The sequence below is a fragment of the Fictibacillus macauensis ZFHKF-1 genome, assembly GCF_000269865.1.
In the GTDB taxonomy this organism is placed as follows: Bacteria; Bacillota; Bacilli; order Bacillales; family Fictibacillaceae; genus Fictibacillus_C; species Fictibacillus_C macauensis.
The window spans coordinates 209,120-230,934 of sequence record NZ_AKKV01000026.1 but is presented as its reverse complement, the minus strand read 5'-3'; the positions used below and the strand labels follow the sequence as shown (position 1 = coordinate 230,934).

Genomic DNA, 21,815 nt, shown 5'->3' with positions numbered 1-21,815 from the left:
AAGGCTGACTTCAAAGTGAAGTCAGCCTTTTCTATTGACAAATTGGGTGTTATTTCTTTATTTTAGAAGCTGGTATGTATTTTAGCGCAAGATGATTTCAGAAGCCTCTTAGTTTCGAACCATCCGCGCAAGCACGCTCTACAGACAAAGGAAGAGGCGAAAGAATAATGAATAAACCAATAGGCGTAATCGACTCTGGAGTCGGTGGGCTGACGGTCGCACGTGAAATGATGAGACAACTTCCGAAAGAAGAAATTTATTATGTAGGTGATACGGCGCGTTGTCCGTATGGGCCTCGTCCACTTGCAGAAGTGAAAACTTATACGATGGAAATGATTCAATTTCTAATGACTAAAGGAATTAAAATGCTCGTCATTGCCTGCAACACGGCAACTGCTGCCATCTTAGAAGAAGTGAAACAAACGTTAGATATCCCGGTTATTGGTGTCATTCATCCTGGAGCACGCAGTGCCTTGAAGGTGACGAATAACTTAGAAATTGGTATTATCGGTACGATTGGAACGGTAAAAAGCAAAGCGTATGAAGTAGCACTAAAAGAAATTCAACAAGATGTTTCTGTTCATAGTCTTGCCTGTCCTCCCTTCGTCCCACTTGTTGAAAATGGAGAATGGACAGGGGCAACAACAAGAGCAGTCGTCGAAACGACGCTAGCTCCTTTAAAGGAAACGCCAATTGATACCTTAATTTTAGGCTGTACGCATTATCCGTTATTGCGTTCTGTAATTGCTGAAGTAATGGGCGAGGGTGTGGAATTAATTTGTTCAGGTGCTGAAACAGCACGTGAAGTGTCTGTCATTCTCGATCATTCAGAACTCCTTTATACGGGTGAGAGAATGCCTCTTCATCGTTATTATTCCACAGCAAGCAATGGAAACTTTAAAGAAATTGCCAATCAATGGATGGAAGTTCCTGTTGAAGATGTGGAACATATTTCATTAGGAGAGTTATAGGAACGAACGAAAAGAGTGTTTTCATTCCGTGTGAATGAGAATGCTCTTTTTTTAATGCAACTGGTCTAAAACGCCTAATAGCTCGTATACATACTAGTACAACCATTCGGGGAGGGAAGAAGTATGCGCAAATCGTTAAAGATTGGCGGGCCAATTCTTGCTGTTTCCGCTTCTTTATTGTTATCAGGATGCGGGCTAGGCTTTGGAAAAGAGGAGGCAAGTAAACAGATTGATCCACCACCAGCGCTTTCACATAAAAAAGAAACACAACCGAAATCAAAGGCAACAGCTGCTAGTGAAAAAAATAAAGTCAAACGTCAGCTCTATTTATTTGATAGCAACGGGCTCGTCGTACCGCAAATGCTACCATTGCCAAAGTCAGGAATGGCTGCGAAGCAAGTGCTACAATATTTAGTAAAAGATGGTCCTGTCACGCAAATGCTACCAAATGGCTTTCAAGCCGTATTGCCGACTGATACGCGCGTATTAGATGTGACTGTTGAAAAAGATGGAACAGCGGTAGCGAATTTTTCGAAAGAATTTAAAGAATACCGCGCACAAGATGAACGCAAGCTATTACAAGCGATTACGTTTACCCTAACACAATTTGAAGCAATCAAAACAGTCAAAATTCAAATTGAAGGTCACGATCAAAAGGATATGCCACTGCAGCATACGCCAATTGGGGAAGGTGTCTCACGAAGCGATGGCATTAATATTGAAAATGGCGCTGTGACCAACATGGCGCACAGCAATACAGCTACTTTATATTTTGTAGCGCAAAATAGCAGCAATACTACGTACTATGTCCCGGTTACGCGACGTATAGCCGTCAATGAGAATCAGGATGCGGTCGCTGCTGCCGTTCAAGAGCTCATTGAAGGACCAACAAGTGAAAGCCATTTACTTAGCGATGTACGCAATGACGTGAAGCTTATGAATAAACCCGTTGTAAAAGATGGCGTCGTAACGTTGAACTTCAATAAAGCCATTTTAGGAAATAAAGCCGCAAATATGATTGATGATGAAGTATTAAAGCCACTCGTACTTTCTTTAACAGAAATTGAAGGAGTTAAAAAAGTAGCAATCCAAGTGGATGGCAAAGCTTCTTTAAAGAATCAAGCAGGTAAATCATTAACTGCACCAGTGTCGCGAACAGAAATTGTCGAAACAGGTGAATTTTAATAACAAGCATACTATGGTACGATGAAGAGGGGACCCATTACCCCTCTCTTTTTTTATGGAAAACGATGTTTGAAAAGAAGGCAGGAGACTTGCAATGAGAAAAGATGAACGAGCTTGGAATGAGATGCGACACATCCAAATAGAGCCTCATTATTTAAAACACCCAGAAGGTTCTGTATTAATTACCGTGGGTGATACGAAGGTTATTTGCTCAGCAAGTATCGAAGAGCGTGTGCCCCCTTTTCTACGAAATCAAGGCAAAGGTTGGATTGCGGCCGAGTATGCCATGTTACCCCGCGCCACACAGCAACGAACAATTCGAGAATCAAGTAAAGGCAAAGTAACGGGACGAACGATGGAAATTCAACGGCTGATTGGTCGTGCATTACGTGCGGTTGTTGATTTAGAGGTGCTTGGTGAGCGCACAGTATGGATCGATTGCGATGTCATTCAAGCAGACGGCGGGACGCGAACAGCTTCCATTACAGGCGCGTACGTAGCAATGGTCTTAGCTTTTGGAAAACTGTTAGAGCAAGGCAAACTTAAAAAAATGCCAGCAACAGATTACTTAAGTGCTATTTCAGTGGGCATGAATAAAGAGCGCGACGTGTTGCTTGATTTAGATTATGAAGAAGATTCAACTGCAGCCGTCGATATGAACATTATCATGACCGGCAGTGGAGAATTTGTTGAATTACAAGGAACAGGTGAAGAATCACCTTTTTCGTATCGTGAACTAGAGCGTTTAGTAGCGCTAGGAAATGATGGAACACGACAATTAATGGCATATCAACAAGAGATTATTGGGAACCTTATGAAGGAGGACAACCTATCATGAAACAGTTAATTGTAGCAACGAAAAATGCCGGCAAAGCAAAAGAGTTTCAAACGATGTTTGCTTCTCTTGGTATTGAAACCTTATCATTATTAGATCTTGAGCAAGCACCTGATGTAGAAGAAACCGGCATTACGTTTGAAGAAAATGCAAAATTAAAAGCAGAAGCAATTGCGAAGGCCTATAATGTGCCCGTCATTGCTGATGATTCAGGACTTGAAATCGAGGCGCTTCATGGCGAGCCTGGTGTTTTTTCAGCACGCTATGCGGGTATGGATAAGAGTGATGAAAAAAATATTGATAAAGTGCTTGAAAAAATGCGTGGCGTCGCTGACGGTCACCGCAAGGCCCGTTTTGTGTGCGCGCTAGCTGTCGCGCGCCCGGGCAAAGAAACAATCATTGTGGAAGGCTATTGTAACGGGCACATTGGCTATGAACGCAAAGGAAATAACGGCTTCGGATATGATCCGATTTTTATGATTAATGATACAACATCAATGGCCGAATTATCCAAAGATGAAAAGAATGCCATTAGCCATCGAAGAGACGCATTAAATCAATTGGAACGTCAAGTACGTGCACTATTTTAGGAGGGGAACGTGGAGTGAAAGTTCTAATCGTCAGTGATAGTCATGGGTATAGAGAAGAGCTACAGCAAGTGAAAGAGCGTCATCAGCATGAAGTGGAGCGCATGATTCACTGTGGAGATTGTGAACTAACCGCTGATGCGAAGGAAATGGCAGGCTTTGTTGTCGTCAAAGGAAATATGGACTACGCGGCGCCAGATTTACCAACCGAAGCAATTGAACTCATCGGTGATGCGTGTTTTTACATTACACACGGTCATCTCTTAAACGTAAAAGAATCCCTTGTCTCTCTTACATATCGTACGGAAGAAACAGGAGCAGAAGTTGCTTGTTTCGGTCATTCACATGTCGCTCATTGCTTTGAAACGAATGGAACGATTTATATTAACCCAGGAAGTCTTCGCTTGCCGAGAGAGCGGACTGAAAAAACGTATGTACTATGTGACATTGATGACCAATACATTACGGTTCACTATTTAACATTAGAAACAGGTGAAGAAGTAACCGATCTGCAACGACAATTTCCTCGTAAAGCGAATGTGTAACATAGTATTACGAAAAATTAAACATGGGGAGAAGTTTTCTCCCCAAAACTGTTGACATCTTTATCATCCTATAGTATATTTAGTTATGTCGCTGATGTTAGTGACATTCATCTTAATGTGCGGGTGTAGTTTAGTGGTAAAACAAGAGCCTTCCAAGCTCTGGTCGTGAGTTCGATTCTCATCACCCGCTCCATTTGCTAGTTCTCACGTTGCAATGGAAACAAAGGCGCAAGACTTTTACTTCCAGAAAGTCAAAACTTGAACTGAACGTATATAGTTTTCCTACAGAGGAAAACGAACCTGTGTGCCCGCAGCGCTCTGTCATCGCAAGATTTGCATTACTAGGCGGAAAGGGCTCTAAAATACATACTAAGTCCCAGTAGCTCAGCAGGATAGAGCATACGCCTTCTAAGCGTACGGTCGGGGGTTCGAATCCCTCCTGGGACGCCATTTACTTACATGTTAACCCTTGAAATGACAGGGTTTTGGACAGATAAGGGATGCTAACACAGATTAGAACACTGTGGGAGTATCCTCTTTTTTATGCCTATATATATTTCAGTAAAAGTTCTGTTGCCTCTAACTATGCTTTATAAATGGGGGAGACAGTATGACAAAGAAAAAAGGTATTTTTAATGTAGATGCAGACATTAATCTGTTTCAAAAAGAAAATATTTCAGGTATACAGAAAAAATTATCTGCTACAAAGGCATCTACATCAGTTACAGCAAGTGTGAAAGTTGGCAGAGACTTAGACAGTGTTATGCAAATAATAATTCAGCAAATGACAGTGAGTGGTTACAGAGAGAGAACTATGAGGGACTATGTAACCTACATGGAACAGTTTAGGAAAGCTACAAATGTTGAATACCTTGAGAATATTACAACAGATAGTATTTATTTGTGGCTCAATTCAATGGCAGTATCTAATCAGACTAAGCTCACAAGGCTCAAATGTTTAAAAGCTATTCTGGGTAAATGTTTTAATAATGGGTGGTTTAGCTCAAAGTTTTGGCATGGTATTAATATTAAAGTTGATAAGCAGGTTAAAAAAGGTGCTAAGAAAGATGATGTCATGGTTCTTCTATCTTTGTTAGACTTAAATACCTTTATTGGATTAAGGGATGCTGTAGCAGTGCTTACTCTGTATAGAACAGGTGTTAGGATTAATACATTAGGACAACTGCAAGAAAGGCATGTTGATTTTGACAATAAGGTACTCTGTATGGAGGGAACAATTTTAAAAAACCATAAAATTTTAAAGTTGCCTCTTGATGATGAATTACTACATTTGCTAAAGGTTCTAATTAACCAGAACAATAAAATAAGAGCATATTATGGACAGAAAAATTCATACATGTTCATAGGCTACAAAGGAACTTCTCTTAATACAAAGTCCACAAACAATGCCATTTCAAAGCAGTTAAATAAATATGCTAAAAAGTATGGGTTAAATAACATTAATCCTCATGCCCTTAGAAGGGGCTATGCAAAGACTTTATTAGAAAAAGGGGCAAACCTTGCATTAATCTCTAAAGCCCTAGGACACTCTAACCTAGCTGTCACAACTCAGTATTTAGACTTAGATGTTGAGGAAGTTGCTGATAACCTCAGGGAGTACTTATAATACCTTACCTCCTGCTGTTTTAGTAGGGGGCTTTTTGTATGTTTCTGTATTTTTAAATCCAAAAATTAGTAGTATATTGGATGTACAAGGTGGTGAAGATAGATGAAAAATATTGAGATGGACACTTGGCTAGATGAGATGCTCAAGTTAGGGGAAAGTTTTACTTTTGAAAATGGAAAAGCTAAACATGAAATGTATGAGTTATGGACTAGCAAAGCAAGAGAGTTCCTTTTAGTTAATGAATATCTAACAGAGGACAAGGTTGCTAAAAAGCCTTTTCATGATGATGAGGGCTATTACATGCTATTGTCAGGCTACCTTACTAGAATTTACTTAAGTAACAGTGGATTATTGTAAGGAGAACAGAGGATGCTGATTAAGTCAGCTCCTTTTTTTGTTTTGTTTCTCTTATTAGGTAGAGACCTTGATTGTTAATTTAGTTTTATATAAATCTTAATAGCTTAGTTTGTTTATCATGTAATTATAGTACAAAAGTAGTGCATTCATTGGGATTTATTGTATTATTATAAATGTGTTTTAAAAACAAGGGGGGACTTAAATTGGATAACAATAATTTATTAAAAAGAATCCAAGAGCTTGAAGAAACTATAGAAGTACTTACTTTTAGACAGAACTTACTGTTTTCAAATACATCTGTTGATAGAGCCATTTATGAATATGAAATTACAAAAAAACAGTACAACCTTATTATGGATTTACTGGATAGGTACAGAACTAAAATAGATAACAAAGAAAAGGTTAGTCATGGGAAATTTGAGGATGAGATGTATGAAATAGTTCCTCAACATAGTGGGAATTATCATTTTGTTGAATCATTAACTAGAGCATTTTGGGAAAATGACAGATGGGAAGAAGTGTTTGATGAGCTGTATAGAGTATTGCCAAAATATCAGCACATAAAAAAAGGGTTTTAACATATGGGTAGCTTGTTAAATGGGTTAGGTAATATAGCAGATATAATAGGAATTCTATCAGGCATTGTAGCAGTAGTAGCTTGGTTAAAAGCAAGAAAGCATGCAGATAGGGCTAGTGATACACTTGAAATAATACAAAATTATAGAAAAGTTGAGGTCTTTACAGAAGTTAATAAGAAGCTAGAGCAAATTAGATTGGCAATCAGAAGTGTAAGTCCTGATAATAGGGCAACTAATTATCAGAAAAGGTATAAGGAATTAGAAACAACTTTAGGAGAAATAATTCATGCAATTCCCTTGAAGAATAATGAACTAATTGAAAAGATGAGGGAAGTTGAAAAAGAAATCAGAGTATATGGAGATAATAATGAGAAGTTAGTTGGAGATGCTCAATATGCTGTTTTAGATTCAATTGACTTTGTAACAACTGGTTTAAAAGGCTTGATGGAAGAGTTAAGACAAGAAAATTAATATCTCTATGGATGTAATTAGTAATCATAATTACTAAGTCTAAAATCAGATACATAAAAAAGAAGGGAGCATTTAGTTGCTCTCTTCTTGTTTTCCTGATAATAAATCAAGTAGCAAATTCACTTTTTTAAACAGCTCATCAAATGTTATGATAGTTACACTTTTCATTTCTTTTCTATACCATTCAAATGACTGTAATTTCTGTTCTTCAAGGTCATCCATCTTCCCCGCAATAACAACACACATAGGGTTGAAAACTTTAAAATCTTTATCAGAACTACCTCTTAATGTACTGTATTCTCTTTGTAATGTTTCCTTGTACCCTAATACCTGAACAATTGCTCCAGTTAAATTACTGTGGATAGAGTAAATATTTTGCCTGTACTTACCTGAGAGTAAATCAGTGTTGGGTGTTTTAATTTCAATTAATGCAACATCATTAGATAAATCATTCTTAAACATGAAATCTACTACTTTTCCACCTTTATTTCCAATTCCTTTACCACCTACATAGGCTTTATCTGCAAAGAGTAACATAGGGCTAGCAAATATTTGGCTTAATACCCAAGAATTTTCAGTAAAAACCCTTTGCCAAAACTCCTCATCAGTATTGTCTGAATTATCATGCCAGACCTTTAATAACTTTCTAATATTTGTAATTCCAATTAGGTTATTAAGTTTGTCTAATTCATTTCCCTTAACTTCTAATAATCTTGAGATTATATCTTCTGAATTTTTAGTGTTAGCCATCCATTCAAATGTCTGCTTAACTAATTCTTGCTTGTTTTCATCCAATAGAGCTTCAAATAAGGTGCTATCTTTTTTAAACATTTCTATGACTTTTTGCAATTGGCTATTTGCTTTGGTAAAGAAACTTCTACCCTGAACAATTCCATATTCTCTATGAATTTTGTAGTAAGCATCTGCCTCAGTCATTAGTTTGAGCATTTCTTCTGACTTTAACTCAAGTTTGATTCCCTCATATGCTTTTAGAGATGAAAGGTTAAAATCTTTGAAATCTTCCCACATATCAGCTTTTTTCTTTTTTTGAAAGATAAAGCAACCATTTACTGGTGCATTGATATCCTTTTGATTATTTACAATTTGAGGTCTGAATATTAATCTAGTTAAACTATTCTCTCTTAAAATAATGTCAGTCCCCATTGCAGAATCCTTAGATGTAGAATTTAAAACAATTTCCATCATATTGACTCCTTTTTTAGATAAATTATACCATTAGAATACATAAATTGTAATTTTTATAGTAGATTAGGTTATAATTGACTCAAACTGTATAAGGAGAATATCAAACATGGTTATTAAAAATGAGTTTATCTATTGGCTTGAAAATAATAGAAACATAGTTCCATATTCAGTCAACAGGTATGCTAATGCTATAGAAACAATTAGCTCTGAATTAACTAGTTATGGAATGGATGAAATGAACCTTTACAATGTGGAAGAGCCTTTAGTTATTAATTCTGTCATAAAAGAACTTCAAGAAAGTAATGAATTTCTCCAAAAGAATAAAAATGGAAATAGAATGTATAGTGTTTCATTAAACCACTATCGAAGGTTTCTTGAATACACTCAGACTATTGAATATCAAACAGAGCTATTAAAGGATGAAATAGAGTATGAAAAGCAGATTAAGCAAAATATATCCAATGAAAATAGACCTGTAAACATTATAGATACTAAACAGGATAGACCAAAATATAGGACTGTTAAAAACAAAAAAATTTGGAGCAGGAATCCTAAATATGCAATTGATGCAGTCACTGATGCAGATTACTTATGTGAGGTAGATAATCACCATACTCACTTTACATCTAAGTTTAGCCAAAGAAACTATGTAGAGGCTCATCATATAATTCCTATGAAATTTCAAGAACAGTTTGACTGTAGCATAGATGTACATGCAAACATTGTTTCCCTTTGTATGGTCTGTCATAAGAAGTTACACTTTGGTCATTTTGAGGATAAAGTGGATATGTTAGAAGAGTTATATTTAAAGAGAATAGAGAGACTTAATAACTCAGAAATTCAAGTATCATTAGAGGAATTACAGAGTTTTTATAGATAAAGACTGTTGAATAATTACAGTATACTGGAATACATTGACAAATAAGTTTCCTCTGATGATAATTGTTTTATTATATGCAAATGCCATATAGCTATGAGAGATGGATTTAGTATATGGAACAGGGATTAGAAATAAACTTTAAAAAATTAGATAAAGCAACTGTTATTGAGATAGGTAAGTTGAATGTCTCCAGATTAGCAAGGGCATTAGTGGAGTTTAATGATGGTATACCTAGGAAGCCATTGGCAAGTGAGATTAATCATGATGGTAGGTTAAAGGAGTTTCAACAATATCCTAAAGGTACAAAAGTTAAGTCAAATGGTGAGGTAGTTAAAGGGAGCTAAAAAGGCTCTCTTTTTTGTACCTTCCTGCTGAAACTTGAAGAAATAGCACTTTGTGACAATTAGGTTAGGTAGCAGTCCTGTAGCTGAGTAACCTGATAGAGTCCTCCAGATGCTGAAAAAATGGAATATATATGTTTTATAGCCTTCCCTCATGTCCTCAGAGGGGGTGTCCCCCATGGTAGGGGGGTGATTAGCATCAGGCTTTTCAATTAGCTCATACAACCTTGAATCCCTTTTAGTGTGACCATTTTTTATTATCAAGTTTTTACTGCACAATGCAAACAATTCAGAGTGTTTTATGCAGTCTGTCTGAGAGGTGATAGGAGCTGTTGCATATAAAGAAAGAGACAGACACCATTACAGCATCTGCCTGACCCCAACTTATATACCTATTGATAATCCTGTAGTTACTTTGTTTGCCTCATCTTGAGTAACACCAATGTACCTTAATGTTACTGCTTGTGAGCTGTGGTTAAAGATATACTGGAGCAAAGCTAAGTCTACATCCTGTTTGTATGCCATGTAACCAAAGGTCTTTCTAAGGCTATGACAGCTTAGTGTAATGCCTACCATATCTCCTGCATAAGCTACTATTCTGTGAGCCTGTACCCTGCTTATAGGCTTACTCCTATCCTTATTACTGTAAAAGAGGAAGTCCCCCTCAACTAATCCCTCTGCCTCAACATAATCCCTTATCAGTAGCTGTAGCTTAGGGTTAAGCTCAATCAACTTTTCCTTATTGGTCTTTTCCTCTCTGTTCTTCCAGATACCTCTCAAGCTGTCCTTAACATTAGTCCTCAGTATGTCAGATATTCTAAGTCCTGTATTTAAACTGTAAGCTAACAGTAAATACTGCTTTGAACCTTTTTTATAGACTTCCATAACATCCTTAATCAGTTTCATATCAGTTATTGGCTGAGCTGTATTCACTTTTATTCCCCCTACTATATGTACAATTAATGTAATAGTTAAGACTCATTATGTTACATAAATCCTTGTCTATAACTATCATAGCAGTTATAGGCTGATATAACAATAATCTACAGGTAACATAATTACATTGTGTTACATTTTTTTAGTCTGACAAGCAAGAGCTAATACAATCAAAGTAAAGGAAAACTGTTCTTTTTGTTCCTCTTTTGTTTGAGGAGGATAGAGTAGAGGACACCTTTTAAATGCAGTCATGGCAATGGTTTAAGGGAATTGAATAACAGTTCCTATGCAAAATTTTACTGAAAGGAGAGGCTTAAAGAGGGCTGATTTCTTGGGAATTTACAAGTATAATGGATATAAATGGATAATGTTGGAGGGGGAAGATGAGGATGTGCTTGTGTATTTCTGGTATTGAAGAAACAAAGAAAAGATTAGCAATAATGGAGGCAGATATTCTGTTTAGTATGCATGGAGGTCAGATGGTGTTTGTTGAAAGGGATAATAGTAATCCTTTTAAAAACAGATACAAAGTCAAAGTTCTTAATAATAACTGTGTTCAACATGCTCTAAGGTCATATTTCTTTGGTACATATAAAAATATAGTTTATTACCTTCCAAATCCATAAAAAAAGAGCCTCTCATCCAGTTAAGGACAAGAGGATACACTATAAGGAATTAAGTTTAATAAGAATTTTACAAAAATATTCAAAGATGCAAGGGAAAGACAAAAGCCTGTTACAGCTCCTGGCTGTTTCCTTACATAAAAGAGATTTAATGCCTGTTAGGGCATGTAATAAAGGACTGTTAAGCCCTCTACACTAATTATAAGTAACTGAACTGTCCATAATAAAGCATTTTACTGTATTAACAGTAGTATTAGCCTTTCAGGCTAGAGTCTGCCAAGGGCATCCTCAAAACTAATATAGGAAAACTAATGGATTATTATTAGAACCTAAACAACAGGATAGAATTAGAAGCTGTAATTACTAAATTACCTGCACACAAACTACACCTGATACTGTAATAAAGGCTGAGATATTGTAGCCTAAAAAGAGCTATTGGGGTCTATTATTTATTATTAGTGAGCTTTAGCTCAAGGCTTTAGCCTTAAGGTTTGCAAGTCTATAAAGATAAAGAAGGATACTCATTAGCTAAAATAGGCTCTATCCCTTGTGGCTCTAAGGCTGAGTCCACTTTTATTAAATGCCCTTTTTTTACACCTATTTCTATACTCCCCCTTCATGCTTAAACTAGGGAAAGCTTATATAGCAAGGAGCTAACCCCTATATATTACAAACCTTTCTTCTGTGTAATTACACCTTATTGTTGTTATTCAAGTTTTAATTATCTCCTCAGCAAAATACTCCCATTAAAAAATAACTTTTTGTCCTTTTAGAATCAAATACACTTTAAAAAGGCAGCATTCAGTCAGATGTATAGGTGTAAAGGGGTAAAAGCCTTTACTGGCTAAACATGTTTCTGAGAGATAGAGCCTTATAAGTGATATGGGAGGCCAATATTATGCAACTAAGGGGAGTTAATGACAATGACAGAAAAAAGAGTATTGGTGGATATTGAGACAGGTGAAAAGTTTGATGATGTAGTTAGCATCAGGACAAAGCAACAGCAGGACATAATTGACAATGAAAAGAGAAAACAAGCCTACAGGGATGCTCAAGGAACAGAGAAGCATCCTTTTTATTTTGCCAAAATGGAGAAAGTTAGGGGGGCAGACAATATGTTAAGCATGAAAGAGCAAGGTTATTTTCTAGTAATGCAGAGTTATATCAGCTATGAAAATATGTTGAAAATGAATAATGATTCAAAATTACCCATGACTAAGAAGGAACTGGCTGAGGTATTAAAGATTAAAAAAGCTCATACAATTAATGCCCTTGTAAAGAAGTTTGTGGATTTAGGATTAGTATCAGAAGACAAAGCAGAGTTATATGGCAAAGAGTATAAGGCATTCTACATCAATAAAGAATACTGTTTTAGAAAAGATGTAAATAGCAGAACATCAGTTAAAAAGACAGTAAGAGTGTTCATAGATAACATTAAGGAACTATATGCAGAGAACAAGATTAAACCTGCTGACATTGGTTTTATTTACAGACTTATTCCTTTTGTAAACTATCATCATAACCTGATTACAGCTAACCCTTATGAGGTAGATGCAAGCAAGGATAAATACATTACTATTGAGCAACTGGCAGAGGCTTTAGGTATGGAAGGGAAGTTAGTTAGTAAGAAAGTTAGCTCTTTGTATTGGGGAGATATGGCAGTATTTGCAAGGATTAAGGTAGGTAGGCATACAGTCCTTAAAGTTAATCCTTTGATTATATACAGACAAGAAGGATATCCTGAGCCTTCAACTTATACTGAGTTTACTATTACAAGAAAAAAATAAGAGAAAAGAGGAGAATTTGGATGAGCAACATCTTATCTGTAGGAGTTAGAAACACTCTTTCCTACTTAACTAAATATAGTACAGGGATGAGGTAACTGTAATTGATGGAGCTGGCTTAAAGGCTTTTATTAATACAGATGCCTCTTCTGCATTTATTGAGTTAATAGAGGCAGGATGGATACAGTTAATAGATGTAGGCTAAGACAATCACTCTCAAGTTGTTAAAAGAGGGAGCAATAGCTATTCAGTTCAGCTAAGCCTAAGCATTGCCTTTTTAAGAAAAAAGTTTTAAAAGATGGCATTAAGTACTTTAGTTAGTTTGTGACAGTCAGATATATATATGAGATAGGGAGTAGAGGTTGCTGGCTTACCTGCCTTTAGCAAATGTCTTTGCTCCTTAATTTTCCCTTATAAGTTTTTGAAATAAAAAAAGCAACAAAAATGGAATCTTACAAAAGTATTAAAAGGAGATGCAGGAACATGTCAGATAAAGAGAAAGTAATTGCTGAGTATATAGAAAGTAACAATCCCTCTAGCTCCTTAGACCATGCTTTAGCATTTGCTTATTTAAAGGTTACAAGTCAGGTAACTCAAAAGCAATATGCAGAAGCTGTAGGTGTCTCAGATAGGGCTATAAGAAAATATATTTCAGATAACAAAGAGGAATATGAGGAAGAAATAGAAAGCCTTGAGGCAGGGGTAGAAAAGCCCTTAGACATGAGCATTCTTTCCAGTAGAACATTAACAGAGGAGCAGTTAGATAAGTTTGTAGATGTTCTTTATAAGTCAGCTATTACAGGCAGTGCAAGGGACAGACAGCTAATGATTGATTTCACAGGCTTAACTGCTGATGATGTGATGAACTTACAATCAGTAAAGCAAAAGTCCTTAAGGTGGATGATTAAGGGAGAGCTAAGCTCCATCAGTCAATATTTTGATGCTAAACAGTTAGGAGTAATGATTGAAGAAAGTCCTTATCTATACAGGGGAAACAAGCTGAGCAAAGGTAATGCTAACAACTTTGTTCAGGCAGATGTTACAGATGAGAGATTTATTAGAGAGATGGCTTACTTTGGTATGCTGTTCTGTTCTATGTACAATCAGACAGGACATCCAGATACAGATGTAATTAGTCAGGCTGTGAGGTTAGACAGAATGGAACAGGGTACAGCTCAGGCACTTAATAAGCAAGAGATAAAGAAGTATGCAGAGGGAAAAAATATTAAGTCTGATGTTAAACAGCCTCTATCTAATGCTGAATTATTTAACATGTATAAAGAGTTATTTGGAGCTGAAAAAGCTCATGAAATGCTACAAGAAAGTAAACAAGCTAAGCAAGTAGTAAAACCTGCTGAAATTAAGCCTGATGTAATTAAGCAAAGAGCTTCAGTGCATAAGGATGCTTTGCTAGTCCTTACTACTGTTGAGGAAGAAATTAAACACTTACTAAAAATAAAATAAAACACTATGGAGGAATTAAGGATGATTAGATTAAATGTAGAACAGTTGAAAAACAGAGTAGAATTAGTTAATAAGTATATGGAGCTAGATGGTAGTAGTTATGACCTTGAGTCAGGCATTGTTACAATTCAAAGCTTGATAGGTAGCAAAGGAGATAGAAAATCAAGCACAACTCAGCAAGGCTACCTGTTTTATACTTTAAGACATAAAGGAAAAAATACTACAGTTTACCTACATCACATTGTAATGATACTTGCAGATGCTGAGGAGTATATTAAACAGATGGCTGAGGGTAAGACAATTAACCATATCTCAGGAGTCAAGACAGATAATAGTCTTAGTAACCTTGAATATTTAAGTCAGGCAGATAACTTAACTCATGCTTATATTATTGGGCTAACTGATAAGCCTTTAGAGGCAAAGGTTACACCTTATGAAGCTTATGAAATGTTAGAGGGATTTTATCAATCAGATAGGAGCATAGAGGAGTTGTCAGAAGCTTTTAATATTCCAGTAGGCTCAGTAATTAAAATCCTTAAAGGAAAGAACCATTCAGGACTATTTGTAATGTTTAAAAACCTTAACAAAGATGCAGTAAGACCTAAGAGCAGTAAGTTAACAGCAGGAGCAGTAAGACATATTTTAGAAATGTACTTTGTTAAAGGGATGACTCAGACAGATATTGCAGATAGGTATAAGGTAGCAAGGTCTACAGTAGGAATGATAGTAACAGGAAAGAGAAGGGCAGACATATACCAGGAGTTTAATAAAGAGCAATTACAGGAGATGGCTTAGGGAGTAACATCCTAGGCTGTCTCTTTTTTCATTTTTCAGATGACTAAAGTAAGTGTGCTTTAAAAGTAAACATTGTATATAAATTAAATACTGTAAAAATATGCTTGAAAACTGTAAAATTGTGAGTTATCCTGTTAAATAAGGTAATAGAACTTTGTTAGGGAAATGTACTAATCCCTACTATTATATATTGTAGCCATACAGTGAAAATTTAATCTGTGCTAACCTTTTATATGCCTGTGTTTTGGCTGATAAGGAACAGCATCCCCCCAGTAGCTCAGCAGGATAGAGCATACGCCTTCTAAGCGTACGGTCGGGGGTTCGAATCCCTCCTGGGACGCCATTTACTTACATACTGAAACCTTGATCTGATAAGGTTTTAAACAGATAAGGATGCTAACACAGCTTATAATACTGTGGGAGCATCCTCTTTTTTATGCTTACATATTTCAGCAAAAGACCTACTCCTTCCAACTAAAATTTAAATTTCTACTGAAAAAGCTTGTCTATTTTTAAAAAAAATAATGCCTTGTTTTTTCATCAAATCAAAAAAACAGAGCATATTACGCTCTGCCTTTCATTGTTTTTCTTAACCATACCGCTTAGGTTTTACTTCACTAAAGTAATTATGCTCACTGAACCGTGACAGCACCTCTCTTTTTTTCTTACTATGTAAACGCTTTAACGCATTTTATTCATAAATATTTTTGCTTTGCTGTGAACCATTGCTACGTCCATACTGTAAGCGGATACAGGATGTCTGAATTGACAGATAAATCACTTTTTTTCGAAAAAAAGCGGTTGACCGCAATAGAAAAGGGGCGTAAGATAATCAGCAATATCAATTAAAGCAATTATGAATATTCACTTAATTTAAAAAATGGAAACTTTAGCACGGGAGTTGTTAGTATGCGCAGTAACATGATTAAGCAAGGCATTGATCGTGCGCCTCATCGCAGTTTACTTCATGCGGCAGGCGTGAAAGAAGAGGATATGCATAAGCCATTTATCGGTGTATGTAACTCGTATGTGGATATTATTCCGGGTCACATGCATTTAAATAAAGTCGGTGAAGTTGTAAAGGAAGCGATCCGCGAAGCTGGAGGCATTCCGTTTGAGTTTAATACAATCGGTGTCGATGATGGCATTGCTATGGGGCATATTGGAATGCGCTATTCGCTTCCTAGTCGAGAAATTATTGCGGATTCTGCTGAAACGGTCATTAATGCGCATTGGTTTGATGGCGTCTTTTATATTCCGAATTGTGACAAAATTACACCAGGGATGCTCATGGCAGCGGTTCGGACGAATGTTCCAGCTGTTTTCGTATCGGGTGGGCCGATGGAAGCAGGTAAATCTTCCGTAGGGAAATCACTATCGCTAGCGTCCGTTTTTGAAGGAGTAGGCGCTCATCTTTCTGGAAAGATGAGTCGCGATGAGTTACTTGAGCTAGAAACGAGTGCTTGTCCAACATGCGGCTCATGCTCTGGAATGTTCACCGCAAATAGTATGAACTCCATCATGGAAATGCTTGGCATTACATTACCAGGAAACGGAACGCTTGTAGCGACATCAAAAGAACGCAATTCTTTATATAAAGAGGCGGCACAGCATCTCATGAAGCTCGTAGAGAATAACATTACGCCGCGCGACATTATTACAAAGCAAGCCATTGATGATGCGTTTGCTCTCGATATGGCGATGGGAGGATCGACGAATACAGTGCTTCATATGTTAGCCATTGCGAATGAAGCGGGTATTGATTACGACTTAGAGCGCATTAATGAAGTGGCGCGTCGCGTTCCATACTTATCTAAAATTAGTCCTGCTTCTGATTACACGATGCAAGATGTGCATGAAGCCGGTGGTGTGAGCGCCATTATTAAGCAGTTAAGTAACATTCCTGGTGCCATTCATAAAGAACGGCTTACGATTACGGGAAAAAGCTTATATGAAAACATTCAAAATGCTGAAGTAACCAATTCTGATGTCATTCGTGATGAGGCGCATGCGTACTCGCCAGTGGGTGGCTTGTCAATTCTATTTGGCAATATCGCACCTGACGGCTGTGTCATTAAAGTGGGTGCCGTGGATCCTTCCATTCAAACCTTTGAAGGCGAAGTAATCGTTTATGAATCACAAGAGGAAGCGATTGAAGGCATTCACGCGGGTGAAGTAAAAGAAGGACATGTCGTGGTTATTCGTTACGAAGGTCCAAAAGGTGGACCGGGCATGCCTGAAATGCTAACGCCAACGTCAGCAATTGCCGGTCGAGGACTAAGTACAAAAGTGGCGCTGTTAACAGACGGGCGATTTTCTGGTGCCTCACGCGGCATCTCCATTGGTCATATGTCGCCAGAGGCAGCAGAAGGCGGACCCATCGCATTTTTAGAAAATGGCGATACCATCGTAATTAATTTACTTGATCGAACCATTGAAGCTCAATTATCACAAGAAGAATGGCAACAACGAAAAGCGAACTGGCAACAGCCTGCACCAAAAATTCAATCTGGTTATTTAGCTCGGTATGCGAAGCTCGTAACTTCAGCTAACACGGGTGGTATTTTAAAAATTTAATAGAGAAAACGAAGACGGGGAACGAAAACAGAAAGGACTTTTACAGAGAACCGGGAAAGCTGAGAACCGGTAAGGACTTCTGTTGGGATCTCACCCCTGAGTGCCTTTTCGAAATGTAGTAGAGCAGGCCGGGTTATTTTAGGATAACTCGTTAGCAAAAACAGACAGCAACAATGTCTTTGAGGCGGCTTGTAACAGAGTCGTGAACAAGGGTGGTACCGTGAAAAGAAGTCTTTTCACCCCTTTTGGTAAGTAGGACTTGCCGAGGGCGTGAGAAGGCTTTTTTCATTTATAAGCAGAATGGCAAAGGGGGAGCTAGTATGAAGGCCAGTTTCGTGGCTGAAAAAGAACGAAAGAAGACAACAACAATGTCTGGAGCAGAAATGCTGATGGAGGCATTGGAAGCACAACAAGTTGATGTGATTTTTGGTTATCCAGGAGGAGCTGTACTTCCCATTTATGATGCGCTTTACAAACGAAACTTACAGCATATTTTAACGCGACACGAACAAGGTGCTATTCATGCTGCCCAAGGCTACGCACGGGTTACCGGAAAAGCGGGTGTAGTAATTGCAACATCAGGGCCTGGGGCAACGAATCTTGTTACAGGTATTGCTGATGCGATGATTGATTCTTTGCCACTCGTAATCTTTACAGGCCAAGTGGCTACCTCTGTTATTGGGACAGACGCCTTCCAAGAAGCAGATATTGTTGGAATTACGATGCCGATTACGAAACATAATGTTCAAGTGCAGAAGCCAGAAGACCTACCGAGAATGATTGCGGAAGCTTTCCATATCGCGCAAACGGGACGACCGGGTCCGGTTGTTATTGATATTCCAAAAGACGTTTCGACCGCTCTCGGTGACTATGAATCACATCCGCCCGTTTCCCTACCAGGTTATGAGCCAACTGTGAGACCGAATGTATTACAAGTGAAACGATTAATGGAGGCTGTCACGAACGCGAAACGGCCTGTCATTTTAGCAGGTGCCGGTGTGTTAGTGGCAAAAGGCGAAGAGGCCCTTCGTAATTTTGCTGAACAGTATCACATTCCCGTAGCAAATACGTTATTAGGACTTGGGACTTTTCCGTACAATCATGATTTATTTCTAGGGATGGCAGGGATGCATGGAACGTATGCCGCCAATATGGCATTGTATGACTGTGATTTACTCATTGGCATTGGCGCTCGCTTTGATGATCGCCTCACCGGGAATCTAAATCATTTTGCGAGTAAAGCGACGATTGCTCATATTGATATTGATCCTGCTGAAATTGGCAAAATCATTGAACCGACGATTCCCATTGTCGGTTGTGCCAAACAAACGCTTCAGACAATGCTAGCGTTAGAAACAGAACGAGGTGAAACGCAAGAATGGGTAGCGACACTTGCCAATTATAAAGAACACTATCCGTTGTGGTATGACACAAGCGAAGAGGTATTAAAGCCACAACAATTGCTTCAACTTGTTCACGAAGAAACAAAAGGCGAGGCAGTTGTAACGACCGATGTGGGTCAACATCAAATGTGGAGTGCGCAATATTATGGTTTTACGAAACCCAATCGCTGGGTAACGTCTGGAGGATTAGGAACGATGGGCTTTGGTTTTCCGGCAGCAATTGGCGCTAAAATGGGGAAACCGGATTTGCCGGTTGTAGCCATTGTAGGCGATGGTGGTTTTCAAATGACCTTGCAAGAGCTTTCTGTCCTTCAAGAACGACAATTAGCGGTCATTGTAATCATCGTTAACAACCAATCACTCGGTATGGTTCGACAATGGCAACAAATTTTCTATGAGGAACGCTATTCACAATCGTTGTTGCCGGTGCAGCCGGATTTTGTCAAACTAGCAGAAGCGTATAACATTCCAGCAGCAACGGTGTCAACACCGCAAGAGGTACGAACACATGTGGCAAAGGCTCTTCACAGTAAGGGTCCGTATTTACTAGATTGCCGAGTCGCCTCTGATGAAAATGTGTATCCGATGATTGCACCAGGTCAAGGCATTCATCAAATGCTAGGGGTGAAAAAATGAGACGCATGATTACGGCGACTGTACAAAACCAAAGTGGCGTGTTACAACGCATAACAAGTGTCTTAACGAAGCGCCAGTTTAATATCGAAAGTATTTCTGTCGGGCATGCCCATACACAAGAACTATCAAAAGTTACAATTGTTGTTGAAGTAGAGGATCATCGTAAAGTAGAACAACTTATTAAGCAATTACACAAACAGATTGATATTTTAAAAGTGATTGACATCACAGAGCTAGCACTTGTTGCGCGCGAATTAGCGCTTGTGAAAGTTGCAGCTACACCACAAATGCGCAGTGAAGTAACGGTGTTAATCCAGCCGTTTCGCGCAAGTATTATTGATGTTAGCAGCGAGACGATTACGATTGAAGTGACAGGTAATCATGAAAAAGTAGAAGCGTTACTTGAGCTGTTACGACCATATGGCATAACAGACATTGCCCGAACGGGTCTAACCGCGATGACGCGAGGAACACAGCGAACCGTTCATAGCTTTGTTTCCTCATCCATTATTTAAAAATTCCCACTATTAAACTTAAAGGAGAGATTTTAAAATGGCAAAGGTATATTATGAAAACGAAATCGAAAGCAACGACTTACAAGGAAAAACCGTAGCGGTGATTGGATATGGTTCGCAAGGACATGCGCATGCCCTCAATTTAAACGATAGTGGCTATAACGTAGTCGTTGGTGTGCGACAAGGATCCTCGTTTGAGCAAGCAAAACGTGACGGCTTAACCGTAACAAGTGTGGCGCAGGCATGTGAGGAAGCAGACGTAATTATGGTGTTAGTTCCTGATGAACTACAACCAACCGTGTATAAGGAGTCAATTGAACCGGCGCTCGCTCCTGGAAAATCGCTCGTATTTGCGCATGGCTTTAACGTTCACTTTCATCAAATTGTACCTCCTGCTTTTGTGGATGTGTTTTTAGTTGCACCAAAAGGACCTGGTCATCTTGTGCGCCGTACGTATGAAGGAGGAGCAGGAGTCCCCGCGTTAATTGCTGTCAATCAAAATGTGAGTGGACAGGCTAAAGAAACGGCGCTTGCTTATGCGAAAGGAATTGGGGCAGCACGCGCTGGAGTACTAGAAACAACCTTTAAAGAAGAAACAGAAACGGACCTATTCGGTGAACAAGCGGTATTATGTGGTGGACTTACATCGCTCGTTAAAGCCGGGTTTGAAACATTAACAGAAGCTGGCTATCAACCGGAAGTTGCATACTTTGAATGTTTACATGAACTAAAACTGATTGTTGATCTTATGTATGAAGGCGGATTAGAAGGCATGCGGTATTCGATTTCTGATACTGCGCAATGGGGTGATTTTGCGTCAGGACCACGCATCGTTAATGAGGAAACGAAAGGACGTATGAAGCAAGTGTTAGCCGATATTCAAAGTGGTGAATTTGCGAAGAGTTGGATTCTTGAAAACCAAGCGAATCGTCCTGTTTTCCACGCCGTCAATGCACGAGAGCGTCAGCATGAAATTGAGGTGGTTGGCCGTAAATTACGAGAGATGATGCCGTTTGTAAAGCAACAGTCACCGGAAAAATTTTGCTAAATTGCTTTTAAGTAGAACGCCAGTGACTAGACCGTGCGACATTTTAGAAATCGATAGAGAAACGTATTACGATCAATTAGAGTTTTTGTATCGCAGGTGTTTGGAATGTTTAGAACGTTACGAAACGAAATGATCTATTATCTTAATAATGTTCGTCAAAAGGGAATGGGCGGAAAACACTACGATGATGTGGAAGAAACTCAATTCCCTACTCATATTGTCGTGTCGGCAGATGTATTAACTCGCTATGTATTTCGGAGCGATGTCGCATATGATTGGGAAATGAACTTTGGGGAAATTGGATTGGATACGATTTTACAAAAGGAAGTCCATCTCAATGAATTTGCGAAAAAACATGCTAGATTCCCAAGTATTCTCACTACCCATAACCACCTTCTACTAACGATACACAGACCTTGGCAGAGTATTATCAAGAACTGGCAGAGATAAA

The 21,815-nt window shown here is 38.3% G+C and carries 21 protein-coding genes and 2 tRNA genes; 21 read left to right on the top strand and 2 right to left on the bottom strand.

Translation table 11 applies throughout. The annotated features are described in order from the left end of the window. Positions 1-167 precede the first annotated feature (167 nt). The 11 genes from racE to A374_RS11610 all read left to right on the top strand — a co-directional run bounded on the left by racE (position 168) and on the right by A374_RS11610 (position 7,156). Positions 168-971, top strand: a complete 804-nt coding sequence (racE, locus tag A374_RS11660) for a glutamate racemase (RefSeq protein ID WP_007202412.1) — start codon at positions 168-170, stop codon at positions 969-971. A 123-nt stretch (positions 972-1,094) separates the two neighbouring features. Then, the gene (locus A374_RS11655) at positions 1,095-2,156 is read left to right on the top strand and encodes a GerMN domain-containing protein (RefSeq protein WP_007202411.1); all 1,062 of its coding nucleotides are present in this window, start codon (positions 1,095-1,097) and stop codon (positions 2,154-2,156) included. A gap of 94 nt (positions 2,157-2,250) precedes the next feature. Next, positions 2,251-2,994 (top strand): ribonuclease PH, encoded by a 744-nt coding sequence (gene rph / locus A374_RS11650; RefSeq protein WP_007202410.1) that lies wholly within the window; start codon positions 2,251-2,253, stop codon positions 2,992-2,994. After that, on the top strand, positions 2,991-3,581 hold the full coding sequence (locus A374_RS11645) for an XTP/dITP diphosphatase (RefSeq protein WP_007202409.1): 591 nt from the start codon (positions 2,991-2,993) through the stop codon (positions 3,579-3,581). The genes rph and A374_RS11645 overlap by 4 nt, the downstream gene beginning before the upstream one ends. Positions 3,582-3,595: 14 nt before the next feature. Next, positions 3,596-4,123, top strand: coding sequence for a metallophosphoesterase family protein (locus A374_RS11640; RefSeq protein WP_007202408.1), 528 nt, complete (start codon positions 3,596-3,598; stop codon positions 4,121-4,123). A gap of 119 nt (positions 4,124-4,242) precedes the next feature. Next, positions 4,243-4,316, top strand: a tRNA-Gly gene (locus tag A374_RS11635). 180 nt (positions 4,317-4,496) lie between these two features. Further along, positions 4,497-4,573: transfer RNA gene (locus A374_RS11630), tRNA-Arg, on the top strand. 160 nt (positions 4,574-4,733) lie between these two features. After that, positions 4,734-5,750: a tyrosine-type recombinase/integrase gene (locus A374_RS11625; protein ID WP_007202407.1), complete on the top strand. Its 1,017-nt coding sequence runs from the start codon at positions 4,734-4,736 to the stop codon at positions 5,748-5,750. 102 nt (positions 5,751-5,852) lie between these two features. After that, entirely contained in the window at positions 5,853-6,107 is a 255-nt protein-coding gene (locus tag A374_RS11620) for a hypothetical protein (protein ID WP_007202406.1), read from the top strand. A 203-nt stretch (positions 6,108-6,310) separates the two neighbouring features. Then, positions 6,311-6,685 carry a hypothetical protein gene (locus A374_RS11615; RefSeq protein WP_007202405.1) on the top strand — a complete coding sequence of 125 codons (375 nt, stop codon included), beginning with the start codon at positions 6,311-6,313 and terminating at the stop codon, positions 6,683-6,685. A gap of 3 nt (positions 6,686-6,688) precedes the next feature. Continuing rightward, positions 6,689-7,156, top strand: a complete 468-nt coding sequence (locus A374_RS11610; RefSeq protein ID WP_007202404.1) for a hypothetical protein — start codon at positions 6,689-6,691, stop codon at positions 7,154-7,156. 72 nt (positions 7,157-7,228) lie between these two features. Here the strand turns inward: A374_RS11610 and A374_RS11605 are convergent, their stop codons facing one another. Then, the gene (locus tag A374_RS11605; RefSeq protein ID WP_007202403.1) at positions 7,229-8,359 is read right to left on the bottom strand and encodes a Shedu immune nuclease family protein; all 1,131 of its coding nucleotides are present in this window, start codon (positions 8,357-8,359) and stop codon (positions 7,229-7,231) included. A gap of 109 nt (positions 8,360-8,468) precedes the next feature. Between A374_RS11605 and A374_RS11600 the strand changes: the two genes are divergently transcribed. Both A374_RS11600 and A374_RS11595 read left to right on the top strand, forming a co-directional pair. After that, positions 8,469-9,242, top strand: coding sequence for an HNH endonuclease (locus tag A374_RS11600; protein WP_007202402.1), 774 nt, complete (start codon positions 8,469-8,471; stop codon positions 9,240-9,242). Positions 9,243-9,355: 113 nt separating this feature from the next. After that, a complete protein-coding gene (locus tag A374_RS11595; RefSeq protein WP_007202401.1) occupies positions 9,356-9,586 on the top strand; it encodes a hypothetical protein in 231 nt (76 codons plus the stop codon). A 381-nt stretch (positions 9,587-9,967) separates the two neighbouring features. On the opposite strand, the gene A374_RS11590 is transcribed toward A374_RS11595, so the two are convergent. Then, positions 9,968-10,516, bottom strand: coding sequence for a tyrosine-type recombinase/integrase (locus tag A374_RS11590; RefSeq protein ID WP_007202400.1), 549 nt, complete (start codon positions 10,514-10,516; stop codon positions 9,968-9,970). Positions 10,517-12,065: 1,549 nt separating this feature from the next. Between A374_RS11590 and A374_RS11580 the strand changes: the two genes are divergently transcribed. The 8 genes from A374_RS11580 to A374_RS11540 all read left to right on the top strand — a co-directional run bounded on the left by A374_RS11580 (position 12,066) and on the right by A374_RS11540 (position 21,814). Next, a complete protein-coding gene (locus A374_RS11580; protein WP_007202398.1) occupies positions 12,066-12,929 on the top strand; it encodes a MarR family transcriptional regulator in 864 nt (287 codons plus the stop codon). A 480-nt stretch (positions 12,930-13,409) separates the two neighbouring features. Further along, on the top strand, positions 13,410-14,390 hold the full coding sequence (locus A374_RS11575; RefSeq protein ID WP_007202397.1) for a hypothetical protein: 981 nt from the start codon (positions 13,410-13,412) through the stop codon (positions 14,388-14,390). A gap of 21 nt (positions 14,391-14,411) precedes the next feature. Beyond that, the gene (locus A374_RS11570) at positions 14,412-15,185 is read left to right on the top strand and encodes an RNA polymerase sigma factor sigma-70 region 4 domain-containing protein (protein ID WP_007202396.1); all 774 of its coding nucleotides are present in this window, start codon (positions 14,412-14,414) and stop codon (positions 15,183-15,185) included. 909 nt (positions 15,186-16,094) lie between these two features. Continuing rightward, positions 16,095-17,762, top strand: a complete 1,668-nt coding sequence (gene ilvD, locus A374_RS11560) for a dihydroxy-acid dehydratase (RefSeq protein WP_007202395.1) — start codon at positions 16,095-16,097, stop codon at positions 17,760-17,762. A gap of 320 nt (positions 17,763-18,082) precedes the next feature. Next, positions 18,083-19,801 (top strand): acetolactate synthase large subunit, encoded by a 1,719-nt coding sequence (gene ilvB / locus A374_RS11555; protein WP_040340539.1) that lies wholly within the window; start codon positions 18,083-18,085, stop codon positions 19,799-19,801. After that, on the top strand, positions 19,798-20,316 hold the full coding sequence (gene ilvN / locus A374_RS11550) for an acetolactate synthase small subunit (protein ID WP_007202393.1): 519 nt from the start codon (positions 19,798-19,800) through the stop codon (positions 20,314-20,316). The genes ilvB and ilvN overlap by 4 nt, the downstream gene beginning before the upstream one ends. Before the next feature lie 37 nt (positions 20,317-20,353). Continuing rightward, positions 20,354-21,364 carry a ketol-acid reductoisomerase gene (gene ilvC / locus A374_RS11545; RefSeq protein ID WP_007202392.1) on the top strand — a complete coding sequence of 337 codons (1,011 nt, stop codon included), beginning with the start codon at positions 20,354-20,356 and terminating at the stop codon, positions 21,362-21,364. Between the two features lie 105 nt (positions 21,365-21,469). Continuing rightward, the gene (locus tag A374_RS11540; RefSeq protein WP_007202391.1) at positions 21,470-21,814 is read left to right on the top strand and encodes a hypothetical protein; all 345 of its coding nucleotides are present in this window, start codon (positions 21,470-21,472) and stop codon (positions 21,812-21,814) included. Position 21,815: the final 1 nt, after the last annotated feature.

Bases quoted from the DNA above. Each gene is read 5' to 3' on its own strand.
- racE (WP_007202412.1), top strand. From the start codon at position 168: ATGAATAAACCAATAGGCGTAATCGACTCTGGAGTCGGTGGGCTGACG.
- A374_RS11655 (WP_007202411.1), top strand. From the start codon at position 1,095: ATGCGCAAATCGTTAAAGATTGGCGGGCCAATTCTTGCTGTTTCCGCT.
- rph (WP_007202410.1), top strand. From the start codon at position 2,251: ATGAGAAAAGATGAACGAGCTTGGAATGAGATGCGACACATCCAAATA.
- A374_RS11645 (WP_007202409.1), top strand. From the start codon at position 2,991: ATGAAACAGTTAATTGTAGCAACGAAAAATGCCGGCAAAGCAAAAGAG.
- A374_RS11625 (WP_007202407.1), top strand. From the start codon at position 4,734: ATGACAAAGAAAAAAGGTATTTTTAATGTAGATGCAGACATTAATCTG.
- A374_RS11620 (WP_007202406.1), top strand. From the start codon at position 5,853: ATGAAAAATATTGAGATGGACACTTGGCTAGATGAGATGCTCAAGTTA.
- A374_RS11610 (WP_007202404.1), top strand. From the start codon at position 6,689: ATGGGTAGCTTGTTAAATGGGTTAGGTAATATAGCAGATATAATAGGA.
- A374_RS11605 (WP_007202403.1), bottom strand. From the start codon at position 8,359: ATGGAAATTGTTTTAAATTCTACATCTAAGGATTCTGCAATGGGGACT.
- A374_RS11600 (WP_007202402.1), top strand. From the start codon at position 8,469: ATGGTTATTAAAAATGAGTTTATCTATTGGCTTGAAAATAATAGAAAC.
- A374_RS11595 (WP_007202401.1), top strand. From the start codon at position 9,356: ATGGAACAGGGATTAGAAATAAACTTTAAAAAATTAGATAAAGCAACT.
- A374_RS11580 (WP_007202398.1), top strand. From the start codon at position 12,066: ATGACAGAAAAAAGAGTATTGGTGGATATTGAGACAGGTGAAAAGTTT.
- A374_RS11575 (WP_007202397.1), top strand. From the start codon at position 13,410: ATGTCAGATAAAGAGAAAGTAATTGCTGAGTATATAGAAAGTAACAAT.
- A374_RS11570 (WP_007202396.1), top strand. From the start codon at position 14,412: ATGATTAGATTAAATGTAGAACAGTTGAAAAACAGAGTAGAATTAGTT.
- ilvD (WP_007202395.1), top strand. From the start codon at position 16,095: ATGCGCAGTAACATGATTAAGCAAGGCATTGATCGTGCGCCTCATCGC.
- ilvB (WP_040340539.1), top strand. From the start codon at position 18,083: ATGAAGGCCAGTTTCGTGGCTGAAAAAGAACGAAAGAAGACAACAACA.
- ilvN (WP_007202393.1), top strand. From the start codon at position 19,798: ATGAGACGCATGATTACGGCGACTGTACAAAACCAAAGTGGCGTGTTA.
- ilvC (WP_007202392.1), top strand. From the start codon at position 20,354: ATGGCAAAGGTATATTATGAAAACGAAATCGAAAGCAACGACTTACAA.
- A374_RS11540 (WP_007202391.1), top strand. From the start codon at position 21,470: ATGTTTAGAACGTTACGAAACGAAATGATCTATTATCTTAATAATGTT.